Consider the following 23915-nt stretch of genomic DNA (forward strand, 5'->3'; position numbering starts at 1 on the left):
TTTCGCTGTCGGGCCGCGCGCAGTGGCGCGACAAAGGTCAGCGCCCGGCACGGTCCGCGGTTAACAAGTTCAATAGTGCAGGATACACCCACCACCGACCAACGCTATACCCCATGGGTTATGCCCCCGTTGGGGCGGTAAATGTTGGTTTCGGGGCTAGACAAGTGATAAACAGTTCGGAAGTGGCCCCATTAAATACTGTATTACTATGTAGCCGGTTTTGGCTCTGTGTAGGCTAGGGGCACTTGGCCTTGCCTGGGCGTGGCGCGCGAAAGCTCGGAAGCTAAAGCGCGCGGCGCCCCGGGCGGGGCGGACAGCGTAAGTCTCGTGTGAGAAGGCCTCGAAAGGGATGAAGTCGAAGTGGCAGAAGCTTCCGACACGTCGGGCAAGACCCTGGTCATCGTAGAGTCGGCGACCAAGGCGAAAAAGATCCAGCCGTATTTGGGCGACGACTACATAGTCGAAGCCTCGGTTGGTCACATCCGGGATCTTCCCCGCGGGGCGTCAGACGTACCGTCGAAATACAAGAAGGAGTCTTGGGCGCGCTTGGGCGTGAACCCGGAGGACGACTTCACGCCGCTGTACGTGATCAGCGCTGACAAAAAGAAGAAGGTCGCGGACCTCAAAGCCAAGCTGAAGCAGTGCGATCAGCTCTTCCTCGCAACAGACCCCGACCGCGAGGGCGAGGCCATCGCCTGGCACCTGCTCGAGGTGCTCAAGCCCAAGGTGCCGGTGCGCCGCATGGTCTTCAACGAGATCACTAAGTCCGCCATCCTGGAGGCGGCTGAAAACACCCGCGAGCTGGACGAGAACCTCATCGATGCCCAGGAGACCCGACGCATCCTGGACCGCCTCTACGGCTACGAGGTCTCCCCGGTGCTGTGGAAGAAGGTCATGCCGCGCCTGTCGGCCGGCCGCGTGCAGTCGGTGGCCACCCGCGTCATCGTCGAGCGCGAACGCGAGCGCATGGCGTTCATCGCCGCCGACTACTGGGATCTGGCCGCCGATCTGGACACCGGCAACAGCGGATCCGAGGAGCCGCGGACCTTCTCCGCCCGCCTGGCGGCCGTCGATGGCCAGCGCGTGGCCGTCGGCCGCGACTTCGACGACCGCGGGCGCGTCAAGAACGACGACGTCGTGGTGTTGGGCCAGGAGCAGGCCGAGGCCCTGGCCGACGGGCTGAGCGGCCAGTCGGTGAGCGTGGCCAGCGTGGAGCACAAACCCTATACCCGCAAGCCCTACCCGCCGTTTATGACCTCGACCCTGCAGCAGGAGGCGGGTCGGCGCCTGCACTTCACGTCGGAGCGCACCATGCGCATTGCGCAGCGCCTCTACGAAAACGGTCACATCACCTATATGCGTACCGACTCCACCTCGCTGTCCAAGCAGGGGCTGAACGCGGCCCGCAACGCCGCGACCAGCATCTACGGCCAGGAATACGTCGCCAGCTCCCCGCGCGTTTATGACCGCAAGGTCAAAAACTCCCAGGAGGCCCACGAGGCCATCCGCCCGGCCGGCGAGTCCTTCGCCACCCCGGGGCAGCTATCCGGCCAGCTGGACGCGGAGGAGTTCCGCCTCTACGACCTCATCTGGAAGCGCACCGTCGCCTGCCAGATGGAGGACGCCAAGGGCACCTCCATGAAGGTCACGGTGGCCGGCACGGCCGCCACCGGCAACGAGGTGGACTTCACTGCCACCGGCCGCACGATCACCTTCCCGGGCTTCCTGAAGGCCTACGAGGACCCGAGCAACCCGGGCAAGGGAGGCAAGAACGGCAAGAATGACAAGGACGATGCCAGCAAGCGCCTGCCCCAGCTGCGTGAAGGCCAGGGGCTGACCATCGCCGATCTCAAGGCCGAGGGCCACTCGACCAACCCGCCGGCCCGCTACACCGAGGCCAGCCTGGTCAAAAAAATGGAGGACCTGGGCATCGGCCGCCCGTCGACGTACGCGTCCATCATCAAGACCATCCAGGACCGCGGCTACGTGGTCTCCCGCGGCAACGCCCTGGTGCCCAGCTGGGTGGCGTTTGCGGTCACCGGGCTGCTGGAGAACAACTTCACCGAGCTGGTGGACTACGACTTCACCTCCTCGATGGAGGACGAGCTGGACGCCATCGCGGCTGGCAACCAGGACCGCACCCAGTGGCTGAAGGACTTCTACTTCGGCAACGCGCAGGTGGGCCAGCAGAAGGCGGCATCGGTGGCGCGCCACGGCGGCCTGAAGTCGCTCATCGACGTCAACCTGGAGCAGATCGATGCCCGCCAGGTCAACTCCCTGAAGCTCTACACCGACTCCGAGGGCCGGGACGTGGTGGTCCGCGTGGGCCGCTACGGCCCGTACATCGAGCGCGTTATCGGCCGCGACGAGGAGACCGGGGAGCCGGTCTATCAGCGCGCCAACCTCTCGGAGACCACCACCCCGGACGAGCTGACCGAGCAGCTGGCCGAGAAGCTGTTCGCCACCCCGCAGGGCGGCCGTGAGCTGGGCGAGAACCCGGCCAACGGCCGTATGGTGGTGGCGAAGGAGGGTCGCTTCGGCCCGTACGTGACCGAGGTGGTCCGTGACGACGAGCGCGCCACCGCGGAGGCGGAGGCCGAGGAGGTTGTCGCCAAGGAGCGCGCCGAGGAGGACGCGCAGCGTGCGGCCGAGGGCAAGCGCGCCAAGAACTGGGAGACCAAGACCGCGGCCAAGCAGAAGGAAAAGCGGGTAGCCCAGTACATCGACGAGAAGCTGAAGCCGGGCACGGCCTCGCTGTTTAGCTCGATGGAGCCGTCTGAGGTCACCCTGGACGAGGCCCTCAAGCTGCTGTCGCTGCCCCGCGAGGTGGGCGTGGACCCGTCCGACGGGGAGATCATCACGGCCCAGAACGGCCGTTACGGCCCCTACCTGAAGAAGGGAACGGATTCTAGGTCGCTTGCCAACGAGGAGCAGATCTTCAGCATCACCCTGGACGAGGCCCGCCGCATCTACGCGGAGCCGAAGCGCCGGGGCCGCCAGGCCGCGCAGCCGCCGCTGAAGCAACTGGGCGACAACGACGTCTCCGGAAAGCCGATGACGGTCAAGGACGGCCGCTTCGGCCCCTACGTCACCGACGGGACCACCAACGCCTCCCTGCGCAAGGGCGATAAGCCCGAGGCCATGACCGACGCGCGCGCCAACGAGCTGCTCTCGGAGCGCCGAGCCAAGGAGGCCGCCAACGGCGGTTCCAAGGCCAGCAAGAAGGCGGGCAAGAAGACGAGCAAGAAGTCGACTAAGAAGTCGACGAAAAAGACGGCCAAGAAGTCGACGAAGAAATCGACCAAGAAGGCCGGCAAGAAGTCCACGACGAAGACGGCCAAGAAGCCGTCGCCGGGCACTAAGAACGTGGTGAAGGCGGGTTCTCGCCGGTCGAAGTAGGCGCGTCGGCCGCGTCAGGCGTGCCGGGCTCCAGCGGCGTGCGGTACTTGGCCGGCAGCTCGGCCCGTCGGGTCGGTCCGTAGGCCAGGCGCCGGTGGGTCCATTCCAGTGGGCCGGGGGCGCCCAGCGCCTCTAAAGCGCAAGCCAGCACCAGGGTGATAAGCCAGGTGATAAAGGCCAGGCCCAGCATCTGGGCGGCGCTAAAGTCGGCGCCGATACCGGCGGTGAACGGGAAGACTAGGGCCAGCAGGATGACAGACTGCAGGACGTAGCCGCTCATCGAGCGCTTGCCCAGGGCGCTAAACGGCCACAGCCACCGTGGCATCGCCGCGCCGGCGGAGACCGCCTTTTGCACCGGGTTGAGTACGAGTGCGACCGCGGCGAGGATGCCGGGCCCGCTCAGGATGCCGACGGTGAAGTTGAGGGCCACAAAGACCGGGGTGAGGTTGTCGGGCAGCACCCCGATGGCGCACAGCCCCCAGGGCAGGCCGATGAGCGCCACGACGGCGGCGGCGATGCCGGTCCAGGCCAGCAGGGTCCCGCGGTGGGCGTCGACGTCGGCGAGCACGCCCCGGCGGGCCCAGACGAAGCCGACCAGCATCACCGGCAGGTACATCAGCATAAACAGCGGGGATACGATCAGCTGGCCCATCATCACGATGAAATTCTCGCCCAGCATGCCGAGGAAGGTCTCGGCCGGGGCCGTTGCCCCCGTGCTGAAGGGATCGGCGCCGGCAAAATCGTCGCGCAACCAGGCCGCCAGGGCGGCGATGGCTGCCCCGCCGACGCTGACCAGCCCGAGCAGGCCGTAGGCGATGCGCAGCAAGGCCTTGTCGGTCAGGGACAGCAGGCAGGCGATGAGGATCCCGCACAAGCCGTAGAACATCATGATGTCGCCGCTGAACAGGAAGATGCCGTGGGCCAGCCCGAAGGCGGCCAAGAGGCCGTAGCGCTTGACGATGACGGACCGGGCAGCCGGCAGCGGGAAGCCGCGGCGCCACAGGCTCATGGTGATAAGGCCTACGCCGAAGCCCAGCAGGGTGGAAAACATCGGCAGCCCGCGGTCGTGGGCGAACATCGCGGCAAACAGCGCCGCGGCCTTATCGGCCGTGCTGTCGCCGGCGATGCCGCCGAACATCCCCGCCGGCCCGGTCCCGTGGACCAGCCAGGCGGTGGACATGTTGGCGATGCAGATTCCCAGCAGGGCCAGCCCGCGGGCGATGTCGGGCACGACCATGCGGGGCCTATGAGTCGGTTGAGTCATGTCTAAAAAGATAACTTAACGGCCCCGGCCGCGCAGGCATCGGTCGCCGGCGCTCCTTCCCGGCCGGTGTTGCGGGCCGCTGTTACTGCGCGGGGCTACGGCCCGCCGCTACTGCTCAGCGCGGTCGGCCAGGGTGGCGCGGATGGGCCGGGCCAGCTGGGTCATGCGGCGGCGCCCGCGCAGCTCGATGGACTTCATGAAGGTCCAGCGGGCCTGCTCCGCCTCGTTGGCGGTGCGCAGGGTCGAGGCGTTGGTCAGCACACGGCCCGGGGTGTCCTTGGCCAGCTCGGTCAGGCGGGCGGCCTCGTTGACGGCGTCGCCGATGACGGTGTATTCGAAGCGATCGGCGCCGCCGATGTGGCCGGCGACCACGTGCCCGGCGGCCACCCCAATGCCGGCCTGCAGCTCCAGGTTGCGCAGCTCCTGGCGCAGCTCGCGGGCCGCCTGCAGCGCCATCGAGGTCGAGTCGTTGACGTTGATGGGGGCGCCGAAGACCGCCAAGGCCGCGTCGCCCTGGAACTTATTGATGATGCCGTGGTTGTGGTGCACCACCGTCACGACGTGCTCGAAGAACTTGTTGAGCTCCTCGACGACGTTTTCCGGGGTGTGGTTGACCGCGAAGGTGGTCGACCCGATGACATCGATGAACAGCACGGCGACCTTGCGGTCCTCGCCGCCCAGCTCCGGGCTTTCCTCCAGGGCGCGTTGGGCGACCTCGGAGCCGACGTACTGGCCGAAGATGTCGCGCACTCGCTGGCGCTCCCGCAGGCCCTTCATCATCTCGTTGAAGCCGGCCTGCAGCACGCCCAGCTCGGAGCCGTCGTAGATGTCCACCTCGACGTTTTGCTCGCCGCGGCGCACCCGGTTGATGGCGTCCTGGAGCTCCAGGATGGGATCGACCACGCTCATGATGGCGAAGGAGGTGCCGATGAAGCCGGTGCCCATCGCCGTGATCGCCAGGACCAGGATGGCGGGGATGAGGTCGTCAGCATCGGAAGTAAAAAAGCCGGAGCGCTGCCCCAGCAGGAGCAGGACGATGCCCAGCATGGGCACGCCCGCCGTCATCGCCCAGGAGGCGGTCAGGCGGGTCTTGATGGGCGGCTCCAGGGAGGAGTCCTCGAAGCGGCGGGCCAGGGCGTTGGCGGCGACGGGGCGGACTAGGCGCTCGGCCTGCAGGTAGGTCAGCAGGACCACGACCATGCCGGCCAGGATGGTGGACAGCCCCACCACCAGCCCCAGGCGGCCGTCGACGGAACTGGTCAAAATTACCGAAATGACGATGCCGATGGCCCAGACCACGGCCGCCACTCCGGCCTGGTAGACGGGGATGCGCAGCACCAGGTTGCGTACCATGTTCGGATCGTGCGCGTTCGGGTTGCGCTGCCAGTCCAGCACAGGCCTAAACAGCAGCAGGGTCACGGCGATGCCGACGATGACCGCGAATACCACGTAGAGCACGCCGATCCAGGCCAAGCCCGGCACGCTCTCCTTGAATTTGGAGATCTCCGGCATGGGCAGGAATACCGCGACGAACATCATGATGGCCACGGCCCCGATGATGTTGGCCCCGAGGACGACGGCGGCATAGATCGGCCACTGGGTCTCCAGTAACCATCGCAGTCTCCGCACAGTAGAGCTCATGTCTTAATACTCTAACCGCTCGCCGCCGCACTGTGGGTTAGTAGGATGGGGCGGGTGAGTACTCCAGATGTGGCACAGCGGTTGGCCGACACCCCCGCGGTCCGGGACACCATCCTCCGGGCGGCGGCCGGGGCTCGGGGTTTGCCCGGGGAAGACCCCCGCGCGATGAGTCATTCCTGGCTGTTCACCGGGCCTCCCGGGGCCGGCCGCTCCCAGGCGGCGCTCGCCTTTGCCGCGGCGCTGATGTGCGAGCGGGGCGAAGAGTTGGGCTGCGGCGAATGCGCGTCCTGCCGGGGCATCCTCGAGGAGGGCCGGCACACCGACTTGGTCTACCTGCGCCCCCAGGAGCTATCGATCGCGGTGGACACGGTCCGTGACATCATCGGCCAGGCGGCCTCGCGCCCGACGGTGGCGCGCTGGCGGGTCATCATCTTCGAAAACGCCGATCGGCTCACCGACGGGGCGGCCAACGCCCTACTCAAGACGGTGGAGGAGCCCACGGCCAGCACGGTCATCGTCATGCTGGCGCCCTCGGCGGACCCGGAGGATTTCTCGCAGACCCTGCGGTCGCGCTGCCGGCACCTGTACATCCCGGCGCCGTCGACGGAGGCCATCGTGAGCCAGCTGGTGGCCGAAGGTGCCGGCGAGTCCGATGCCCGGCTGGCCGCCGTGACCTCCCTGCGGCACGTGGGCCGGGCCCGCCGCCTGGTAACCGATCCCACCGTCCAGCGGCGCCGCGCCCAGTCCATCAACCTGGCCGAGGAGGTCTTCCAGGGCGCCCAGGGCTTCCAGGCGGCCGGCGCCTTAATCAAGGCCATCGAGAAGGAGTCCAAGGAGGCCGGCGCGGAGGCCGACGAAAAGGAAAAGGCCGACCTGGAAAAGGCCTACGGGGCCGGCGGCAAGGGCAAGGGGGCGGCCAAGGCCCAGCGCGACGTGCGATCGGCGGTCAAGGATCTGGAAAAGATCCAGAAGAAGCGGGCCACCCGCCGGGTGCGGGACCTGCTGGACCTGGCGCTGGTGGATCTGGCCGGCATCTACCGCGACGCGCTCATGCTGCGGGTGGGCGCCGATGTGGAGATGACCCACCCGGACTTTTCCGGTCTGGCCCAGGAGCTGGCCCAGCGCGTCGGGGAGGAAGGGCTGGTCGCCTGCCAGGAGGCGATCGTGACCTGCCGCAACCACATCGCCGTCAACGTCGCCCCCGGCACCGCCTTCGACGGGCTGGTCGGCCGCCTGCGCCGCGCCTGCGGGACCTGATACCCGACCTGATTTCTCGATTGGCTACCGGCTAGGTTAAACTTTGCGGTGCTGCACAGTACTGCTGTGGTACCAGCAGGCCGCTTTAGCTCAGTCGGTAGAGCGTTTCACTCGTAATGAAAAGGTCGCGAGTTCGATTCTCGCAAGCGGCTCTCGTGAAATAACCCGCCGCCTCCCTAGGTTTTCCCAGGGGGCCGGCGGGTTTTCGCATGCGGCGGGCCCGACCCAGCCCGGCCTAGCGCGGAAGCTGGCGGGGAACGACCTTGCCGGTGGCGTTGCGCGGCAGCAGGTCCAAGAAGTGGACGTCGCGGGGCACGGAGTGATCGGCCAGGTTGGCGCGCACGAACTCGCGGATCTTGTCGGCGGTCAGTTCCTTGCCGGCGGGGGAGTCCTCCGGCACCACCCAGACGGCCACGCGGGCGAAGGTCTCCGGATCGTCGACGCCGGCGGAATGCAGCTCGCGGATGCCGTCCATGGTCTCGAGGACCTCGGTGACGGACTGGGGGTGGACGTTCTCGCCGCCCACGATGATCATGTCGTCGGCGCGGCCGACCACGTGCAGGTTGCCGTCGGCATCGACGCGCCCCAAGTCCCCGATGGAGATGAGCCCCTGGGCCTGCTTGGACTGGATGGTGGGGTTGGTGTAGCCGATAAGGGCGGTCGCGTTGGTCAGGTAGATTTCGCCCACCTCGCCGCGGGGGACCTCGTGGCCGTCGCGGTCCAGGATGCGCAGGCGGGTGCCGGAGGCCACCTGGCCGCCGATGGTGGGATTGGCGGCGACCTGTTCGGCGGTGGCGGTGGCGGCCAGGGCCAGCTCGGTGGAGCCGTAGATGTTGCACAGGATGGGGCCGAAGCGGTCGATGGTCCGCTGCACGATGGACGGGCTCAGGGCGTGCCCGGAGGAGGCGATGAAGCGCAGCGAGGAGGCATCGTAAGCGCCGTCGGGGTCGGCCTCGACCATGCGCAGGTAGAACACGGGGGACGACAGCAGCCCGTCGAGGCGGTAGCGCTGGATGTCGCGCAGGCAGGCGACCGGATCGAAAACACGGCGGGTGACGATGGTGTTGCGGGCGGCCAGCGCGATGTTCAGGCAGGCCCAGCCCCAGGCGTGGAAGATGGAGGCGGTCAGCTGGACGCGCTGATCGGCGCGCCAGGGCATGGTCGACATGATGGAGGCCACCACCACCGGTAGGGTGGGCTCGTTGCGGATGATGCCCTTCGGGATGCCCGTGGTGCCCGAGGACATCAGCACGATGTGGCCGTGGCGCGGCAGGACGGGCAGGCGCAGGTGATCGACGCGCTCCGGGTGGCGAACGATGTCGGCCAGGCGCGGCCAGCGCCCGGACTTGTCCGCCTGCCCCGACTCGTGGGCGATGATGACGTGGGTGGTCTCGTTGACGCCGGCGGGCAGGCGATCGACGAATTCGTCGTCCATGACCAGGACGTTGATGCGGTTCTCGGCGATGACCCCGGCCAGCTGCTCGGCTGAGGAGCCGATGTTGAGCAGGAAGATGCTGCCGCCGGCCAGGCCCTTCGCGCCCAGCGGGATGATGATGCCGCGCCCGTTGCGGGCCATCACGCCCAGGCGGATCTCGTCCAGGTTGAGCGCGAGCAGGTGGCGGGCGAAGGTGCGGGCCTGGTCGCGCAGCTGGAGGTAGGTCAGGGTGCCGTCGTCGTCGATGAGCGCCAGCCGGTCGGGGCAGGCGCGGGCGCCCTGCTCGAGCTCGCGAGCCGTGGTGAAGCGGTAGCGGGCCAGGATCCCCGGGGTGGCCGCGGCGGCGCGCACCCCTCCGGCGGGGCTAACGATGCCGGTGCGCACCAGGCTGGCAGCCAGCCGCGCGAGCGCCCGGGAGTGGAAGGACAGGGAGTGGGCTGCCGAGGAGAAAGACATAAACACCAATCTAAAAGCTACGGGTCTAAATGCTACGGGGGATGACATCCGGTATATCGCCGCGGGGGTGGCCCGGCGCTACCCGCCGGTAATGCCGGGGGCGTGCGAAGCGATTAATAAGTACCGGTCGTTGTGGCTGTCAATATAGTGTATTTTTGTAGGGGAATGTAGCGGAGAAAGGAAGCTCGTGTCTGTCGATCTACTGAAAAAGCCTGTTCTAGCCGTCTTTGTTTCTGTCTTTACTTTGTTGGCGGCGCTGCTGGCCGCCCCCGCCCCGCAGGCCCAGGCCGCCGAGCGCAACCTGGTCGCCTTCGGGGACTCGGTGCTGGCGGACCCGGACATGGGGACCTACCTGCGCGACCGCATCGGCGGCGCCTTCGACCAGCGCCCGCTGGGCGTTAACTGCCCGAAGGGCAACAACTACGCGGTCCGTACCGGCGCTAAGCTGGGCCTGCCAGTGCGCGACTTCTCCTGCTCCGGGGCGGCCTCCATGTCCCCGGGCCCGCAGATTTCCGCGCAGATCGACACCGCCATCGCCCGCGGGGCGCTGAACCCGTCGACGGCGCGCGTCATCTACGCCACCGGCTTCAACGACACCTACAACAACGCGAACCTGAACCAAGCCCAGATCCGGGCCAAGTTCGTCCGCTTCAACCGCCCGCTCATCGACCGCATCCGCGCGGCCGCCCCCAACGCCCGCATCCAGATCGTGGGCTACCCGACCATCGGCGACGGGATCCACTACTGCCTGATCCACGCCGGTTCCTCCTGGGACCGCACCCCGCTGCCGCAGGTCGCCGACTTTGAGAACAAGGCCCAGTGGATGCAGGTCGACCTGGCCCGCGCGACCGGCACCGAGTTCGTCGACCTGAAGCCCTCGACCCGCAACTCCGGTATGTGCGGCCCGGACGGCAACCGCAAGTGGGCCGGCCTGGTGGACTTCAACGCGGGTGACGGCAACCTGCCGCTGCACGTCAACGCCCGCGGCCACGAGCACATCGCGAACGTGTTGGCGGCGTCTTAATCTCGCGCATTCTTTTGCGTCCGTTTTCCTGAGCCCCTTCCCGGGGGAGGGGGCGGGCGCCGAAACCCCTGGTTACCACGGTAATTGGGGGTCGTTTTCATTAGCTGCCGGGTAGTGAAAACATGGGTAGGCTCGCGGGTATGAGCGAGAAGAATGAACAGATTGTATCTGGTGTAATCGCCCGTTCTCAGGGCGCGGAAGTCGAGAAGGTCAACATTGTCATCCCGGCCCCGGGCCCGAATGACGTTGTCGTCAAGATCCAGGCCTGCGGCGTCTGCCACACGGACCTGGCCTACCGCAACGGCGACATTGAAGACGCCTACCCCTTCTTGCTCGGCCACGAGGCTGCCGGCATCGTCGAGACGGTCGGCGAGGACGTTACCCACGTCGCCGAGGGCGACTTCGTGGTCCTGAACTGGCGCGCAGTGTGCGGCGAGTGCCGGGCCTGCAAGAAGGGCGAGCCGAAGTACTGCTTCGACACCTTCAACGCCTCCCAGGCCATGACCCTGGAGGACGGCACCGAGCTGACCCCGGCCCTGGGGATCGGCGCCTTCGCCGAGAAGACCCTGGTCCACGAGGGTCAGTGCACCAAGGTCGACCCGGACGAGGATCCGGCCGCCGCCGGCCTGCTGGGCTGCGGCATCATGGCCGGCCTCGGCGCGGCCGTCAACACCGGCGAGGTCCAGCTGGGTGAGACGGTCGCCGTCTTCGGCTGCGGCGGCGTGGGCACCGCGGCAGTGGCTGGCGCCAAGCTGGCCGGGGCCGCCAAGATCATCGCGGTCGACCTGGACCAGTCCAAGCTGGACGTGGCCCGCGAATTCGGCGCCACCGACACCAGCTGCTCCGCCGGCATGGAGGAGCAGGAGGTCATCGACGCCGTCCGCGAGCTCACCGAGGGCTTCGGCGTCGACGTGGCTATCGATGCCGTGGGCATCCAACCCACCTGGCGCCAGGCCTTCTACTCCCGCGACCACGCCGGCCGCCTGGTCATGGTGGGCGTGCCCAACCTGACCGACCACGTCGACGTGCCGGCCATCGACCTCTACGGCCGCGGCGGGTCCATCCGCCCGGCCTGGTACGGCGACTGCCTGCCGGAGCGCGACTTCCCGGCCTACGTCTCGCTGCACCGCAACGGCCAGTTCCCGCTGGACAAGTTCGTCTCCGAGCGGATCGCCCTGGACGACGTCGAGCGCGCCTTCGGCACCATGCAGGAGGGCAAGGTCCTGCGTTCGGTCGTCGAGATCTAGGCCGCGGCCACGGCTGTTATTCCCTGATTCCCTGTCTGAGACACCGCACGATAAGGAGACTAACCACATGCGGATTGAAAACCTGGTGACTTCCGGAAAGTTCTGCCTCGACGGCGGCTGCTGGGACGTCGACAACAACGTCTACGTGCTGTCGGTCGGCGACGCCGTCGTGGTGGTTGACCCCTCCCACGATCTGGACGCGATTGCCGACCAGGTGGGCGACCGCGAGGTGCGCGCCATCCTGCTCACCCACGCCCACAACGACCACTGCGAGCTGGCCCCGCGGGCGGCCCGCCGCTTCAATGCTCCGGTCTACCTGCACCCGGACGACGACGTGCTGTGGCAGGAGTCGAACGGCAACGAGCCCTACCTCCACTTCTACGACGGGCAGCGCTTCCTACTCGAGGGCGAGGAGATCCGGGTGCTGCACACGCCGGGTCACTCCCCGGGCTGCGTGGTGCTCTACCTGCCGGGCGAGGAGACCCTGCTCTCCGGCGACACCCTCTTCTCGGGCGGGCCGGGGGCCACGGGGCGCAAGTACTCCGACTTCGACGTCATCGTGGAGTCCCTGCGCGACGTCGTCTTCTTCCTGCCAGCCGAGACCCGGGTGCTGCCCGGCCACGGCGATGCCACCACGATCGGGGCCGAGGCCGATCGTATCGACGAGTACGTGCGCCGCGGCTACTAAGCGCCGCTAGCTATTGCGGGGAGGGCGGGGTTGGGAATTTACCCGGCCGGGGCCGGGGCCGGGGTGCGGGCGGCCTTGATACCCACCGCTGCGGCCGCCACCCCGCTGATTCCGCCGGCCACCCACGCGTCTGGGGCGCGGCCGGCCAGGCGCGCCACCCATTCCTGCACGACGAAGGCCTCCTCGGTGCCCACCGGGCTGGGCAGCAGGCTCGTGCCGTGGGAGAAGATAAACAGCACCCCGATGCCCACGAACAGGGCCCCGGCCAGCACCGACAGTGAATTGGTGCGGATGGGCCCCAGCTGCAGGGGGCGCCCGCGCAGCCAGGGCCGGCGGCCCAGATCGAAGCGATCCCAGGCCGCGGCCAGGACGAACAGGGGGACGGTCATGCCGAGGGCGTAAACCCCCATCGTCAGAGCCCCGTAACCCAGGGATCCGCCGACGGCGGCCGTGGTGAGGACCGCGCCCAGCAGGGGGCCGGCGCAGAACCCGGCGAAGCCGTAGACGCAGCCGAGCAAAAAGACGCTGACGTAGCCATCGCCCCTAACTCGCTGGCTGAGCCGGCCCAGCCCCGGCAGGGTGAAGCCGCCGCCCAGGGCGATAAAGATCCCGAGGGCCACCATGACGGCCCCGCCGGCGGTGATGACGGCCTCGCGGTGCTGGTTAAACAAGCCGCCGATGCCGCCCAGCCCCGTGCCCACCGGCACCAGCACGGCCGCCAGCCCGCAGAAAAACACCCCGGTCCGGGTCACCAGCTGGGTCACCGACCGGAAGGCGTAGGCGAAAAAGGCCGGCAGCAGCAGCGCGGAGCACGGGCTGAGCAGGGACAAGACCCCGGCTAGGAAGGAACCGAGCAGGCCGATTTCCATCATGTGGTGCGTCTCCTTTCTCCTGAAGTCTCTTTAAGCTCCTTAAATCTTCCCTTAAGCGCCCAGCGCGCTGCCGAGGCCGAGCCCGAAGAAGAACCCGGTACAAGCCAGCAGGGCGATGAACAGCCAGACGAGCCAGTGGACCTTACGCATCCCGGGACAGCTCCTCCTCGATGACCTGGCGGAAGACGTCCTCGGGCTGTGCCCCGGAGACGAACTGTCTGCCCACCACGAAGGACGGGGTGCCGGTGATGCCCAGGCTGGCCGCGTAATCGCGGGCGTCTTCGACGACCTGGGTGTAGGTGTCGTCGCCGGCCTCCTGGCGGAAGCGTTCGATGTCCTCGATGCCGGCCTCCTCGGCGAAGCGCACGTAATCATCCATGTCGAAGTTGGGGTGGCCGTCCATGTCGGCGCTGGCGGCGAAGGCGGCCTTCTGGAACTCCGCGAACTTGCCCTGGGCGGCCGCGGCTCGGCCGGCCTTCGCCCCGTCGATGGCGTGGGGGCCGTTGACCGGGAAGTCATTCCACTCGATGCGCACCAGGCCCTTGTCGACGTATTCCGCGATGAGGGCGGGCGCGGTCTGGTTGTGGAAGCGGGAGCAGAAGGGGCACTCGAAGTCGGAGAACTCGGAGATGACCACCGGGGCATCGAGGGCGCCGCGGGCGAAGGGATCGTTGTCGGCCCGGCGGTGGACCTTGTCGATGTCCTCATTGGAGGAGATGGTGCCGGCGGGGCCGTACAGCTTGGGGTCGCCGTTGGGTTCGTCGAAGTTGGTGCCCGGGGCGGCCTGGGCTGACTTGTCTGATTGGCCGTCTGGTTGGCCGGCAGATTGGCCGTCTGCTGGCTGGCTGTGGCTGGCGGCCCCGCTGCTGCTGTTGCTGTTGCCGCCGTTGCTGGCGGCATCGTCGGCGCCGTTGCGGTCGGCGACCAGGAAGCCGATGACGACGGCCAGTACCACGATCACGGCGGTGAGCACCCACACCAGGGCGGGGACGTCGCGGAGGGCGGAGGGGCGCTTCTGTCCCACTAGGGGTTGGTCGTACATTGAGCTATCGGGCAAGGGGCCTCCTCCGTAGAGAACTCTTAAGGTGCGGCGTGAATGGTGTGAATAAAAACCAGCGTCCCGGACAGTCTAGCCCGGGCGGCGCGGCGCGGGGTCGTGCGGTGTGCGGTCGTGCGGTGCGGCTAGTCCTCGGCCGCGGCGCGCAGGTAGGCGCCGTAGCCCGATTTGTCGAGGCCGGCGGCCAGGCGCAGCAGCTGTTCCCGGTCGATGAAACCCTCGCGGAAGGCGGCCACCTCGGGTGATCCCAGGACGGTGCCGGTGCGCTTCTGGATGACCTCGACGTAGGCGGAGGCCTCGCTCATCGAATCCACGGTGCCGGTGTCCAGCCATACGTCGCCGCGCCGCATGCGCTTGACCGAGAGCTCCCCGCGGCGCAGGTACTCCTCGTTGACGGCGGTGATCTCCAGCTCCCCGCGGGCCGAGGGCTGAATGGACCGGGCGATCTCGCAGACCTGGTTGTCGTAGAAGTACAGGCCCACGACGGCGTGGCTGGACTTCGGGTGTTCCGGCTTCTCCTCGATGCTGATGGCCCGCCCGTCGGGGGCGAACTCGACTACGCCGTAGCGCTGGGGATCGGAGACCTCGTAGGCGAAGATGACTCCCCCGTGCGGGGACCGGCACTCGGGCAGGGCGCTGCTGAAGCCGTGGCCGTCGAAGATGTTGTCGCCCAAAACGAGGGCGACGTCGTCGCCGCCGATGAACTCCTCGCCGATGATGAAGGCCTGTGCCAGGCCCTTGGGGCGGGGCTGGACTGCGTAGGAGAGCATGAGGCCCAGCTGGGATCCGTCGCCGAGCAGGCGCTGGAAGGAGGCGGAATCCTCCGGGGTGGTGATGATGAGGATCTCCCGGATACCCGCCTGGATCAGGGTGGATAGCGGGTAGTAGACCATCGGCTTGTCGTAGATCGGCATGAGCTGCTTAGAGATCCCCTGGGTGATGGGGTAGAGCCGCGTGCCGGAACCGCCGGCCAGGATGATGCCTTTCATGCTTTAAAAGTCTAGCTTTCCGCTTCCCCGGCGGCCGGGTACAACGCCAGGTAGAGGGCCAGTGCGGCCCGCCAGTTCTGGGGCCGGAAGCCGGTGGCCTCCAGCTTGCTCAGATCGAGGGTCGACTCGGCCGGGCGCGGGGCCGCGCCGGGCTGGGCGAAGTGATCGGTGGTGGTCGGGCGGACCTCGGCCGGATCGTGCCCGATGCCGATGAAGGTGGCCATCGCCAGCTCGTCCCGCCCGACGGTGTCGCCCGAGTTGGTGACGTTGTAGACGCCGTACTCGGCCCCGGAGTCCAGCAGGTGGGCGATGGCCTTGGCCAGGTCCTCGGCGAAGGTGGGGCGGCCGCGCTGATCGGCGACGACCTCGGGCTCCACCCCGCGCAGGGCGAGGCCGCGCATGGCCTCGACGAAGTTGTTGCCGTCGCCGAAGACCCAGCTGGTGCGGACCACGTAGTGGCGGGCGGTGGCCTGGGCGGCGGCATCGCCAGCCGCCTTCGATGCCCCATACACGCTCAGCGGGCTCACCTCCTCCTGCTCGGAGTGGACCTTCTCGGTGCCGTCGAAGATATAGTCGCTGCTGACGTGCACCAGCGTCAGGTTGTGGGCGCTAGCGATGCCGGCCAGCCGCGCCACCGCCTGCGCGTTGACGGCCCAGGCGGTCGCGCGATCGCGCTCGGCCCCGTCGACGTTGTTGTAGGCGGCGCAGTTGATGATCGCGGAATAGTCGCGCCAGCGGCGGGCCTCGGCGAGGTGGGGGTCGGTGATGTCGAGATCGGCCCGGGTGGCGAACTCGGCGTGGGGCAGGATCCGCCGGAAGGCGCGCCCGAGCTGCCCGTCGGCGCCGGTGACTAGGACCTTGCGCGGGGGCATCGGGGTCGCCTCGGAAAGTTGCGGGTGGGCCGCGTCCTTGTCGGAGATCTCGGTCGGCTCCAGCGGCCAGTCCACCAGGTCGAGGTTGACGGCCGGGTAAGACGCCTCCGGGGACCAGTGATCGTTGACCAGGTAGGAATAGGCGGTCAGTTCCAGGGCTTGGAAGCCGTTGGCCACCCCGCGGGGGACGAAGACGGCCGTGTCGGGGCCAATCTCGGTGGTAACCAACTCGCCGTAGGTCTCGGACCCTTCCCGCAGATCGCACCAGGCCCCGAAGACCTTGCCGTAGGCGACAGAGACCAGCTTGTCCCAGGGCTCGGCGTGCAGGCCCCGGGTCACCCCGGCGGTCGCGTTGAAGGAGACGTTGTTCTGGACCGGCGCGAAGTCGGGGAGGCCGGCCGCCACCATCTTCTCCCGCTGCCAGTTCTCCTTGAACCAGCCCCGGTCATCCCCGTGGACGTCCAAGTCCACAATGAGGAGTCCCTCGATGCCCGTGGTGCGAATGTCCATTCTGTCCTTCCGTGGTTCCTGGTTGTTAGAACTTGCTGTTAGGCCTGGTTGTAAACCTTGGCCGATCCTACTGTCCCCGCCGGGCGTAGCCGGCCTCGACGTCTTGCTTGCTGGCCTCCCACCAGTCGCGGTTGTCGGCGTACCACGCGATGGTGTCTTTCAGGCCGGCCCGCAGATCCGTGAACCGCGGGGTCCAGCCCAGTTCGGTGCGTAGCTTGGTCGCGTCCATGGCGTAGCGCTGGTCGTGCCCGGGCCGGTCCGCCACGTGGTCGAAGCCGTCCGCCCCCATGAGGTCGCAGATGATTTCCATGACCTGCAGGTTGCTGGTGTCGGGTTGGTCGGCGCCGATGTTGTAGGTCTCGCCCAGCCGGCCGCGTTCCAGGATGTCGATCACGGCCCGGTTGTGGTCGTCGACGTGAATCCAGTCGCGCACCTGCTCCCCGGTGCCGTACAGCTTCGGGCGCAGGCCGGACAGGATATTCGTGATCTGGCGGGGGATGAACTTCTCGATGTGTTGGTAGGGGCCGTAATTGTTCGAGCAGTTCGACACCGTCACGGGCAGGCCGAAGGACCGCGCCCAGGCGCGCACCAGGTGGTCGGATCCCGCCTTCGATGCCGAGTACGGCGACGACGGCTGATACGCCGTCGATTCCGTAAAGCGCGTGTCGGCCCCAATCTCCAGGTCACCGAAGACCTCGTCGGTGGAGACGTGGTGGAAGCGGGTCCCGCGGTTCCGGGCGGCTTCCAGCAGGGTAAAAGTACCCACCAGGTTGGTCTGGATGAACGGCGACGGGTCGCGCAGGGAGTTGTCGTTATGGGATTCGGCCGCAAAATGAACCACGGCGTCAACGTCCCGCATGACCTGGTTGACCAGTTCTGCGTCGGCGATGTCGCCCTGGACGAAGGAGCAGCGGTCGCCTCCTAGATCGGCGATGTTGGCGCGGTTTCCCGCGTAGGTCAGCTTGTCGAGGACCACCACCGAGTAGTCGGTTTCCGCTAGGGTCAGCCGGACGAAATTGGAACCGATGAAGCCGGCCCCGCCGGTCACGAGCAACGTAGACATAATGGTCACCATCCTACTTCAGCGGTTGCCTCGAAGCCTGCCACCGTCATCTCCCGCCACGAGCAGCCCAGTAGACCCAAGCTGCCCCGAGGAGCCGCAAGAGCCCCCAAGAGTCCTCAAGAGTCCAGGCGCGCGTGAATCCCCGCCAGGCCACACGGGCGTGCCCTTGGCAGGGGAGGGTGAACAGGGACAACATCTTAACTAAACAACGGAGCCTGGCTGTGCGGGTCTGGCGGGGGAGCCTCGCCGCCTGAGGTGGAACCGGTACGGGGTCCGGGACTAGTGCCAGTGGGTGGTGCACCTCGGTGGCGGACCTTGTGACCACACGATTGCTGGGCCGCGGGCGATTCGTTGAACCGCAGCGGTTGCCCTGGCCCGGCCCGGTGGCCGGTGCGCCTGGTCTCGGGGGATCTGTCGGCGTGGCCCATGTTGTTGGCACCATCCCGGAAGTCGTTGTTATCCACGTGGTGGCGTCGGCACCGGAGCGTGAGGTTGGAAATATCGGTATCTCCTCCCAAAGCCCAGGCGATGACGTGGTGGACGTCGCAGTCAATCCAGGCCCGGTTGCAGTCCGGGTGGGTGCACACCAGCTCGGAAGCGGCCAGGGCAATCTTTTGCCAGAGGCTCGCCGTGCGCCTATTGCGCGCCAGCTCGAGCGGGAAGCCGTGGGGGTCGAGGACGCAGAGGAAGTCGTGCTCAGCGAGCCCCATCCGGAGAAGGTCGAGCGGGCTGACCGAGATACCCGCGGTGGTGGGGAAGCGGCTGTCTCCGGTCATGTTCTCGAGGTCATCCATGGTGAGCGTGACCAGAAGGCCCGCCGCGCCGCCGGTGGACTGGTCCTTGGAGGATAGGTACCGGCGGCAGATATAGCGCAGGTGGTCCACGTTGCGCTCTTGGAAGCTGCGCTTGTCTTCCTGGTCCAGCCCGCTTTCCTTCAAAGCGGCGTTATCCGCGTTGCGGGCGTTCGCCAGGGCGCTCTTGACGAGCGCGGCGGTGGCGGGGTCCAGGTAGCCGCGGACGTGCACGCCGCCGTCGGCGTCCGGGTTGGACAGGGCTAGCCGGCGCTTCTTGTAGGCGGCGTCCTTGTCCTTGGTACCTTCCGGGGTGCGGGCGGCCAAGTTGGCGTTCTTAATCTGCTTGCGCAGCCAGTCCCGCAGCGTGTGCAGCGAGGTATCTTTTGCCTTTTCCAGGGCCTGCTCGCGCAGCTGCTTGTGGCCTGGGGTGGCGTGCTGGTTGAGGTGTTTGAGCTCCGTCTCAATCATCGCCAGCACCTTGGCGCTGGTGGTTTGGCCGTCTTCCAGGAAGCGCTTGCGGCGGCGCTCCTCAGCTTCCCTTTCCGCCTGCGCCCGGCGTTGCGCTTCCGCGTCGGCGGCCTGCTGGCGGGCGCGTTCTTCATCGCTGACAGCCTGGGCGTCGTCGGGCAGGGGAGTCGGTTCCGGTGCGGGCGCGGCCTCCTCGAGAGGGCTGAACAGATCGCGGCCGGTCTCGAGCCGCTCCCGGGCGGTGGCAAAGTCCAGGCCGAGGCGCGCCATGAGGTAGTCGATGGCCTTCGAGGAGCCGACCTGGCGGCCGGCGTCGTCGCGCTCGGCGAGGAAAGCGAAAGCGCCATCGATGACGGTCTTGTTGTTGAAGGCGTATTCGAAGGCCTCGAAGCCGCGGTGGAGGCGTCCGAAGGACAGGTCTTCGGGTTTCTTCATTAGGGAGCGTAACCGCTCCATGGAGCCAGAGATTTCTTTGAGCGTTGCTAGGATTTCGTCGTGCTGGTCAGTCATGGCGGTCACCCCCTAAGGAACCGTCGCGTAGAACCTTTTTTCGCTTACGTGTTCTAGTATAACGATAAAAAAGCCCGTGTCAACAGCAAAAAAGAAAATATGTTCGACTTTACTAAAGTGCCTGTTCGCCAGAGCTGGCTTAGTTTAAGTAGAAACTAAAATCGGCAGCCAACCCAGCCGGCCCAGCCAACCCAGCCGAATCCCAGCGCCAACTACTTCGGGAACCGCGGCAATTCCTGCTCGTTCAGCCATTGGTTCCAGAGGCCCTCCACGTCCGCGACAGAAACATCGGAAGCGCCCTCTTCTGCGTCCTTCACAGCCCCCACCAGAGCCTCCCAGAAGTCCCGCGCGACGACGTTTCCGTGCTGGTTATCGGCGAGGTAGGAGCGGACGAGGGGGAAGAAGGTGGCATCGCCAAGCAGGTGCCGCAGGGAGTGGATGAACAGGGCGCCGCGCTTGTAGACGCGGTCGTCGAACATGTCGCGGGTGCCGGGGTCGGCCAGCAGGAGGTCGTGGGGCTTGCGCGAGAGGACCAAGTAGTGGGAGTGGGCGGCATCGTGGGCCATGGCTTGGCCGGTGTGCTCGCTCCAGAGCCACTCGCAGTAGCAGGCGAAACCTTCGTTGAGCCAGATGTCCTGCCAGCGGCTAAGGCCCACCGCGTTGCCGAACCACTGGTGGGAAAGCTCGTGGAAGATGAGCCGCTCGAAGGCGTGGTCGCCGCGCACGTGGTTGGAGCCAAAGATGGAAATGCCTTGCGCCTCCAGCGGGATTTCCAGCTCGTCTTCGGTGACGACCACGCGGTAGTCGGGGAAGGGGTACGGCCCGAAGGTCTCGGCCAAGAAATCGAGCATCTCCTGCTGGCGGCCGAATTCCTCGGTCACCTGTTCGCGCAGGTCAGCGGGCGCGTACGCCACGGTGTTGGGCCCCAGGCGGAACTCGCTGAACTCGCCCACCAGCACCGTCGCCAGGTAGGTCGCCATGGGCTTATCGATGCGGTAGTGCCACGCCGTCCGCGACGGCCCCGCCGTGGCCTTGTCGACCAGCGTGCCGTTGGCGACGACGGTGAAGGGGTTGTCGGCAGTGATGGCGAGGTCAAAGGTCGCCTTCTGGCTCGGGTGGTCGTCGCACGGGAACCAGCTCGGCGCCCCGTTGGGCTGGCTGGCGACTAGGGAACCGGACTCGGTCTCCTCCCAGCCGATTTCACCCCAGGGGCTGGCGATGGGCCGCGGGTTGCCGCCGTAGCGGATGGCCAACGTGATTTCTGCCCCCGATGCCACCGGCTCCGCAAACGAAATCCGCAGCTTGCCGCCCGAGGTCCTAAAGCGGGCCACCCGCGGGCCGGCGGGGCAGCTGACGCGGCGCACCGCCATCGCGGGACCCAGGTCGAGCTGCAGGGCATTCAGGTCTTCCTCGCCGACCTCGATGGTCAGCGTAGCCTGCGCAGACAGCAGGTTGGGCTCGACCTTGTAGTCCAGCTCCAGCTGGTAGTGGCGCACCCGAAACCCCAGGTTGTAGTCAACCTTGGTGTACGGATCCCGGGTGGCGTGAGGGGCAACCCTGGCACTAGAACCAGCACCAGAACCAACAGAAGAACCAGAAGCAGCAGAAAGGGCGGTAGAAGAAAGCATCATGATAAATGCTAAGTCTACCGCCCTTGTAGAAAGCCCCAGGAGCCAGTCCGAAAACCGGCCTTAAGGCCCGTGCTTAGAACGCAGCGTTAGTTGTAGAAGGCCTGCCAGAAGGTGGCCCAGGACTTCTCCAGGTCCTCGCGCCAGCCGGTCCAGTTGTGGACGCCGGCGTTGCGGAAGTTGTAGGTCGCCGGGATCTTCTGGGAGTCCAGCTTGGCCTTGAGGTTGTGGGTGCAGTGGTTGACGCCGGCCTCGATGACGCCGCCCTCGACCTGGTTGATGGCGGAGCCGACGGCGGCCTCAGCCTGGCTAGCGCCCTTGGACTGCAGGTAGCTCGGCATGGCAGTCTCATCGGCCAGGCCGGAACCAGAGGAGATGTAGAGCTTGGTGCCGCGCAGCTTCTCCGAGTTCATCAGGGCATCGTTGTAGCGATTGTTCGCGGAGCCCTGGCGGCCCCACATCTGCTCCGGCTGGCCGCCGCCCCGGTTGACGGTCAGGCGCAGGAACTCGTATTCCATCGGGTAAGCGGTGGCGGCGCAGCCGGCGAAGGAGCCGACGGCGTCGTAGAAGCCCTGGTTGTGCTGGGCTAGCAGCAGCGAGGAGGTCGCGGACATGGACATGCCGGCGATGGCGCGCTTGTTGTTGGCCTCCAGGCGGGACTCGATCGAGCCCGGCAGCTCCTTGGTCAGGAAGGTCTCCCACTTCTGCGGCCCCTGCAGGTACTTGCCGTTCGGGGTCTGCTCCCAGTCGGTGTAGTAGGAGAAGGCGCCGGCCTGCGGGATGACGACGTTGACCTTCTTGTCGGCGTAGAAGTCGACGGTCTGGGCCTTGGACAGCCAGTCCGCGTCCTGCTCGGCGCTGCCGGCGCCGTTGAGCAGGTAGATGGTCGGGCGGTTGGGCTCGCCCGCCGGGATGACGGCCAGCGGAATCTGGCGGCCGTTCATGGCCGGAGAGCTAGCCTGCAGCTTGAGTACCCGGTCGTCGTCCTTGTACTGCTTGTACCACTTGGAGTTCGCGACGGCGTCGGTGACCTGCAGGTCGCTAACCTCCGAGGCCGGGGCGCCGCCGTTGACGTCGGCCGGGGTCAGGGTGGCTGCGGTGGCCGCCGGGACGGCGGTGGCTGTGGCAGCCAGGGCTGCGGTGGCCAGGAGGGTACTCAGTCGCTTCATGCTAATGCTCTCTTTCTGCTTAAGTTCTTAGTTTGTTAATTCTCGCCGAAGGCCCGCTCGAAGGTTGGCCAGGACTCGCTGATGTCCTTGATCCAGCCCGGCCAGGAGTGGGTACCGGTGTTGCGGAAGTTCCAGTCCGCCGGGATGGACAGGGAGTCCATCTTGGCCTTCAGGTCGTGGGTGCAGGCGTTCATGGCCGCCTCGATGACGCCGCCCTCGATGGTGAGGGTGGAGGACCCAGCCAGCGCCGTCGACAGGTCAGCGCCCTGGTTCATCAGGTGGGAGACGGTGTCTTCCTTGCCCACCAGGCCGGAGTTGGCGGACACATAGATCTCGTGGCCGCGGAGCTTCTCGGCGTTGGCCAGGCCGTCGTAGCGGCGGTTCTCGGCGGAGCCGCGGGCGCCCCAGATCTGCTCCGGGGTGGCGCCGCCGCGGTTGACGGTCAGGCCGACGAACTGGTGCGGCAGCACCGTGGAAGTGGCGGCGCAGCCCGAGAAGGAACCGACCGCATCGTAGAGGTCTGGGTGCTGCTGGGCGAGTACCAGGGCGGAGGTCGCGGACATGGACATGCCGGCGATGCCGCGTTTGCCGTTGCCGTTGATGGTCTGCTCCAGCGCGCCCGGCAGCTCCTGGGTCAGGAAGGTCTCCCACTTCTGCGGGCCCTTCAGGTACTTGCTGTTGGGATCCTTCTGCCAGTCGAAGTAGTAGGAGAAGGCGCCGGCCTGCGGGATAACCACGTTGATGCCCTTGTCGACGTAGAAGTCCACCATGTCCTGGGTGCCTTCCTTGGTCGGGTCGACATCCTTGCGGTAGGTCTGCTTGATCCACTCCATGTCCTGGTCCGCGCCGCCGGCGCCGTTGAGCAGGTACAGGGTCGGGCGGGCCTGGTCGAAGTTGCCGTCCGGGGTGATGACCGCCAGCGGGATTTCGCGCCCGCCCATGGCCGGCGAGGTGGCGTTGAAGGCCTTGACATGCTCGCGGTTGAAGGAGCTGGCCTGGGCGTAGGCCATCCACTGCTTACCGCTGGCCATCTTGGACGGGCTGATGACGCGCTTGCCGTCGGCGTTGGTGGACCACGCCGGGGCGGTCTCCTGTGCTAGGTCGATTTCCGTGATGACGGACTCGCCGGCCGCGGCGGTCTCTGCCTCCTCGGAAGCGGCGTCGGACTGCGCGGACTCGGGAGCGTTCTCGTCGCCCAGGATGGCCTCGGCAATCTCCGGGTCGGTGGCCGGCTCTTCCAGGTCGGCAACGGCCTCCAGATCGCCGGCCGGCTCGTCAGCCAGCGCCGGGGAGACGCAAAGGCCAAGGGCAAGGGCGGTGGCGGCGGTGGTGCCAACCAGCGGGCGAATAATCTTCATGAGGTTAACGCTTCCTGAGAGAGGGGCCTTTTCGCAAAGGGAAGAGAGAGTTTCCTGACTGGTTATCGTAGGTGCAAACAAAGTTGTTAGCAGCTGTCCGTCAGCTGAAATTTTTCAGCAAATCCCAGCCTAAAGCAAACAACTGTCGCTCACAGTGCAAATATAGCTTAGCAGCCGGACACGAAACGGGTGGTGTGCAAGTGAAAGGTGTGTC

General features: G+C 66.9%; 17 protein-coding genes and 1 tRNA gene. 6 read left to right on the forward strand and 12 right to left on the reverse strand.

Translation table 11 applies throughout. The annotated features are described in order from the left end of the window. Positions 1–360 precede the first annotated feature (360 nt). Positions 361–3399 (forward strand): type I DNA topoisomerase, encoded by a 3039-nt coding sequence (gene topA, locus CCONF_RS01155; protein WP_290224368.1) that lies wholly within the window; start codon positions 361–363, stop codon positions 3397–3399. Here the strand turns inward: topA and CCONF_RS01160 are convergent. Further along, entirely contained in the window at positions 3359–4663 is a 1305-nt protein-coding gene (locus CCONF_RS01160) for a DUF418 domain-containing protein (RefSeq protein ID WP_290224369.1), read from the reverse strand. The genes topA and CCONF_RS01160 overlap by 41 nt on opposite strands. 108 nt (positions 4664–4771) lie before the next feature. Then, positions 4772–6304 (reverse strand): adenylate/guanylate cyclase domain-containing protein, encoded by a 1533-nt coding sequence (locus CCONF_RS01165; RefSeq protein WP_290224372.1) that lies wholly within the window; start codon positions 6302–6304, stop codon positions 4772–4774. A 45-nt stretch (positions 6305–6349) separates the two neighbouring features. Between CCONF_RS01165 and CCONF_RS01170 the strand changes: the two genes are divergently transcribed. Both CCONF_RS01170 and CCONF_RS01175 read left to right on the forward strand, forming a co-directional pair. Beyond that, positions 6350–7561, forward strand: coding sequence for a DNA polymerase III subunit delta' (locus tag CCONF_RS01170; protein ID WP_290224374.1), 1212 nt, complete (start codon positions 6350–6352; stop codon positions 7559–7561). Between the two features lie 79 nt (positions 7562–7640). Next, positions 7641–7713 (forward strand) — tRNA-Thr (locus tag CCONF_RS01175). Between the two features lie 83 nt (positions 7714–7796). Here the strand turns inward: CCONF_RS01175 and CCONF_RS01180 are convergent. After that, entirely contained in the window at positions 7797–9452 is a 1656-nt protein-coding gene (locus CCONF_RS01180) for an AMP-binding protein (RefSeq protein WP_290224376.1), read from the reverse strand. A gap of 187 nt (positions 9453–9639) precedes the next feature. Between CCONF_RS01180 and CCONF_RS01185 the strand changes: the two genes are divergently transcribed. From CCONF_RS01185 to CCONF_RS01195, 3 genes are all read left to right on the forward strand, one after another. Continuing rightward, the gene (locus CCONF_RS01185; RefSeq protein ID WP_290224378.1) at positions 9640–10476 is read left to right on the forward strand and encodes a GDSL-type esterase/lipase family protein; all 837 of its coding nucleotides are present in this window, start codon (positions 9640–9642) and stop codon (positions 10474–10476) included. A 140-nt stretch (positions 10477–10616) separates the two neighbouring features. Continuing rightward, positions 10617–11723, forward strand: a complete 1107-nt coding sequence (locus tag CCONF_RS01190; RefSeq protein WP_290224382.1) for an S-(hydroxymethyl)mycothiol dehydrogenase — start codon at positions 10617–10619, stop codon at positions 11721–11723. Positions 11724–11790: 67 nt separating this feature from the next. Next, positions 11791–12411 carry an MBL fold metallo-hydrolase gene (locus CCONF_RS01195; protein WP_290224385.1) on the forward strand — a complete coding sequence of 207 codons (621 nt, stop codon included), beginning with the start codon at positions 11791–11793 and terminating at the stop codon, positions 12409–12411. A gap of 38 nt (positions 12412–12449) precedes the next feature. Here CCONF_RS01195 and CCONF_RS01200 read toward each other — a convergent pair whose 3' ends face one another. From CCONF_RS01200 to CCONF_RS01240, 9 genes are all read right to left on the reverse strand, one after another. Then, entirely contained in the window at positions 12450–13283 is an 834-nt protein-coding gene (locus CCONF_RS01200; RefSeq protein WP_290224387.1) for a cytochrome c biogenesis CcdA family protein, read from the reverse strand. A 142-nt stretch (positions 13284–13425) separates the two neighbouring features. Beyond that, positions 13426–14340, reverse strand: a complete 915-nt coding sequence (locus CCONF_RS01205; protein WP_290224389.1) for a DsbA family protein — start codon at positions 14338–14340, stop codon at positions 13426–13428. A gap of 125 nt (positions 14341–14465) precedes the next feature. Beyond that, entirely contained in the window at positions 14466–15329 is an 864-nt protein-coding gene (rfbA, locus tag CCONF_RS01210; RefSeq protein ID WP_290224391.1) for a glucose-1-phosphate thymidylyltransferase RfbA, read from the reverse strand. 11 nt (positions 15330–15340) lie between these two features. Beyond that, positions 15341–16711 carry a dTDP-4-dehydrorhamnose reductase gene (gene rfbD, locus CCONF_RS01215; protein ID WP_290224393.1) on the reverse strand — a complete coding sequence of 457 codons (1371 nt, stop codon included), beginning with the start codon at positions 16709–16711 and terminating at the stop codon, positions 15341–15343. A 67-nt stretch (positions 16712–16778) separates the two neighbouring features. Continuing rightward, positions 16779–17777, reverse strand: coding sequence for a dTDP-glucose 4,6-dehydratase (gene rfbB / locus CCONF_RS01220; RefSeq protein ID WP_290226175.1), 999 nt, complete (start codon positions 17775–17777; stop codon positions 16779–16781). A gap of 194 nt (positions 17778–17971) precedes the next feature. Next, on the reverse strand, positions 17972–19546 hold the full coding sequence (locus CCONF_RS01225) for an HNH endonuclease signature motif containing protein (protein ID WP_290224395.1): 1575 nt from the start codon (positions 19544–19546) through the stop codon (positions 17972–17974). Between the two features lie 212 nt (positions 19547–19758). Further along, on the reverse strand, positions 19759–21177 hold the full coding sequence (locus CCONF_RS01230) for a M1 family metallopeptidase (RefSeq protein WP_290224399.1): 1419 nt from the start codon (positions 21175–21177) through the stop codon (positions 19759–19761). A gap of 86 nt (positions 21178–21263) precedes the next feature. Then, complete coding sequence (locus CCONF_RS01235) at positions 21264–22343, reverse strand: alpha/beta hydrolase (protein WP_290224402.1); 1080 nt, start codon at positions 22341–22343, stop codon at positions 21264–21266. A gap of 35 nt (positions 22344–22378) precedes the next feature. Next, entirely contained in the window at positions 22379–23701 is a 1323-nt protein-coding gene (locus CCONF_RS01240; RefSeq protein WP_290224405.1) for an alpha/beta hydrolase, read from the reverse strand. Positions 23702–23915 lie beyond the last annotated feature (214 nt).

The sequence above is a fragment of the Corynebacterium confusum genome, assembly GCF_030408715.1.
Classification (GTDB): Bacteria; Actinomycetota; Actinomycetes; order Mycobacteriales; family Mycobacteriaceae; genus Corynebacterium; species Corynebacterium confusum.

What these genes read in the sequence shown, in the direction of transcription:
- CCONF_RS01230 (WP_290224399.1), bottom strand. Translation starts at nt 21,177, where the DNA reads ATGATGCTTTCTTCTACCGCCCTTTCTGCTGCTTCTGGTTCTTCTGTT.
- CCONF_RS01200 (WP_290224387.1), bottom strand. Translation starts at nt 13,283, where the DNA reads ATGATGGAAATCGGCCTGCTCGGTTCCTTCCTAGCCGGGGTCTTGTCC.
- CCONF_RS01160 (WP_290224369.1), bottom strand. Translation starts at nt 4,663, where the DNA reads ATGACTCAACCGACTCATAGGCCCCGCATGGTCGTGCCCGACATCGCC.
- CCONF_RS01225 (WP_290224395.1), bottom strand. Translation starts at nt 19,546, where the DNA reads ATGACTGACCAGCACGACGAAATCCTAGCAACGCTCAAAGAAATCTCT.
- CCONF_RS01235 (WP_290224402.1), bottom strand. Translation starts at nt 22,343, where the DNA reads ATGAAGCGACTGAGTACCCTCCTGGCCACCGCAGCCCTGGCTGCCACA.
- rfbD (WP_290224393.1), bottom strand. Translation starts at nt 16,711, where the DNA reads ATGGACATTCGCACCACGGGCATCGAGGGACTCCTCATTGTGGACTTG.
- CCONF_RS01180 (WP_290224376.1), bottom strand. Translation starts at nt 9,452, where the DNA reads ATGTCTTTCTCCTCGGCAGCCCACTCCCTGTCCTTCCACTCCCGGGCG.
- CCONF_RS01165 (WP_290224372.1), bottom strand. Translation starts at nt 6,304, where the DNA reads ATGAGCTCTACTGTGCGGAGACTGCGATGGTTACTGGAGACCCAGTGG.
- rfbA (WP_290224391.1), bottom strand. Translation starts at nt 15,329, where the DNA reads ATGAAAGGCATCATCCTGGCCGGCGGTTCCGGCACGCGGCTCTACCCC.
- CCONF_RS01195 (WP_290224385.1), top strand. Translation starts at nt 11,791, where the DNA reads ATGCGGATTGAAAACCTGGTGACTTCCGGAAAGTTCTGCCTCGACGGC.
- CCONF_RS01170 (WP_290224374.1), top strand. Translation starts at nt 6,350, where the DNA reads ATGGGGCGGGTGAGTACTCCAGATGTGGCACAGCGGTTGGCCGACACC.
- CCONF_RS01240 (WP_290224405.1), bottom strand. Translation starts at nt 23,701, where the DNA reads ATGAAGATTATTCGCCCGCTGGTTGGCACCACCGCCGCCACCGCCCTT.
- CCONF_RS01190 (WP_290224382.1), top strand. Translation starts at nt 10,617, where the DNA reads ATGAGCGAGAAGAATGAACAGATTGTATCTGGTGTAATCGCCCGTTCT.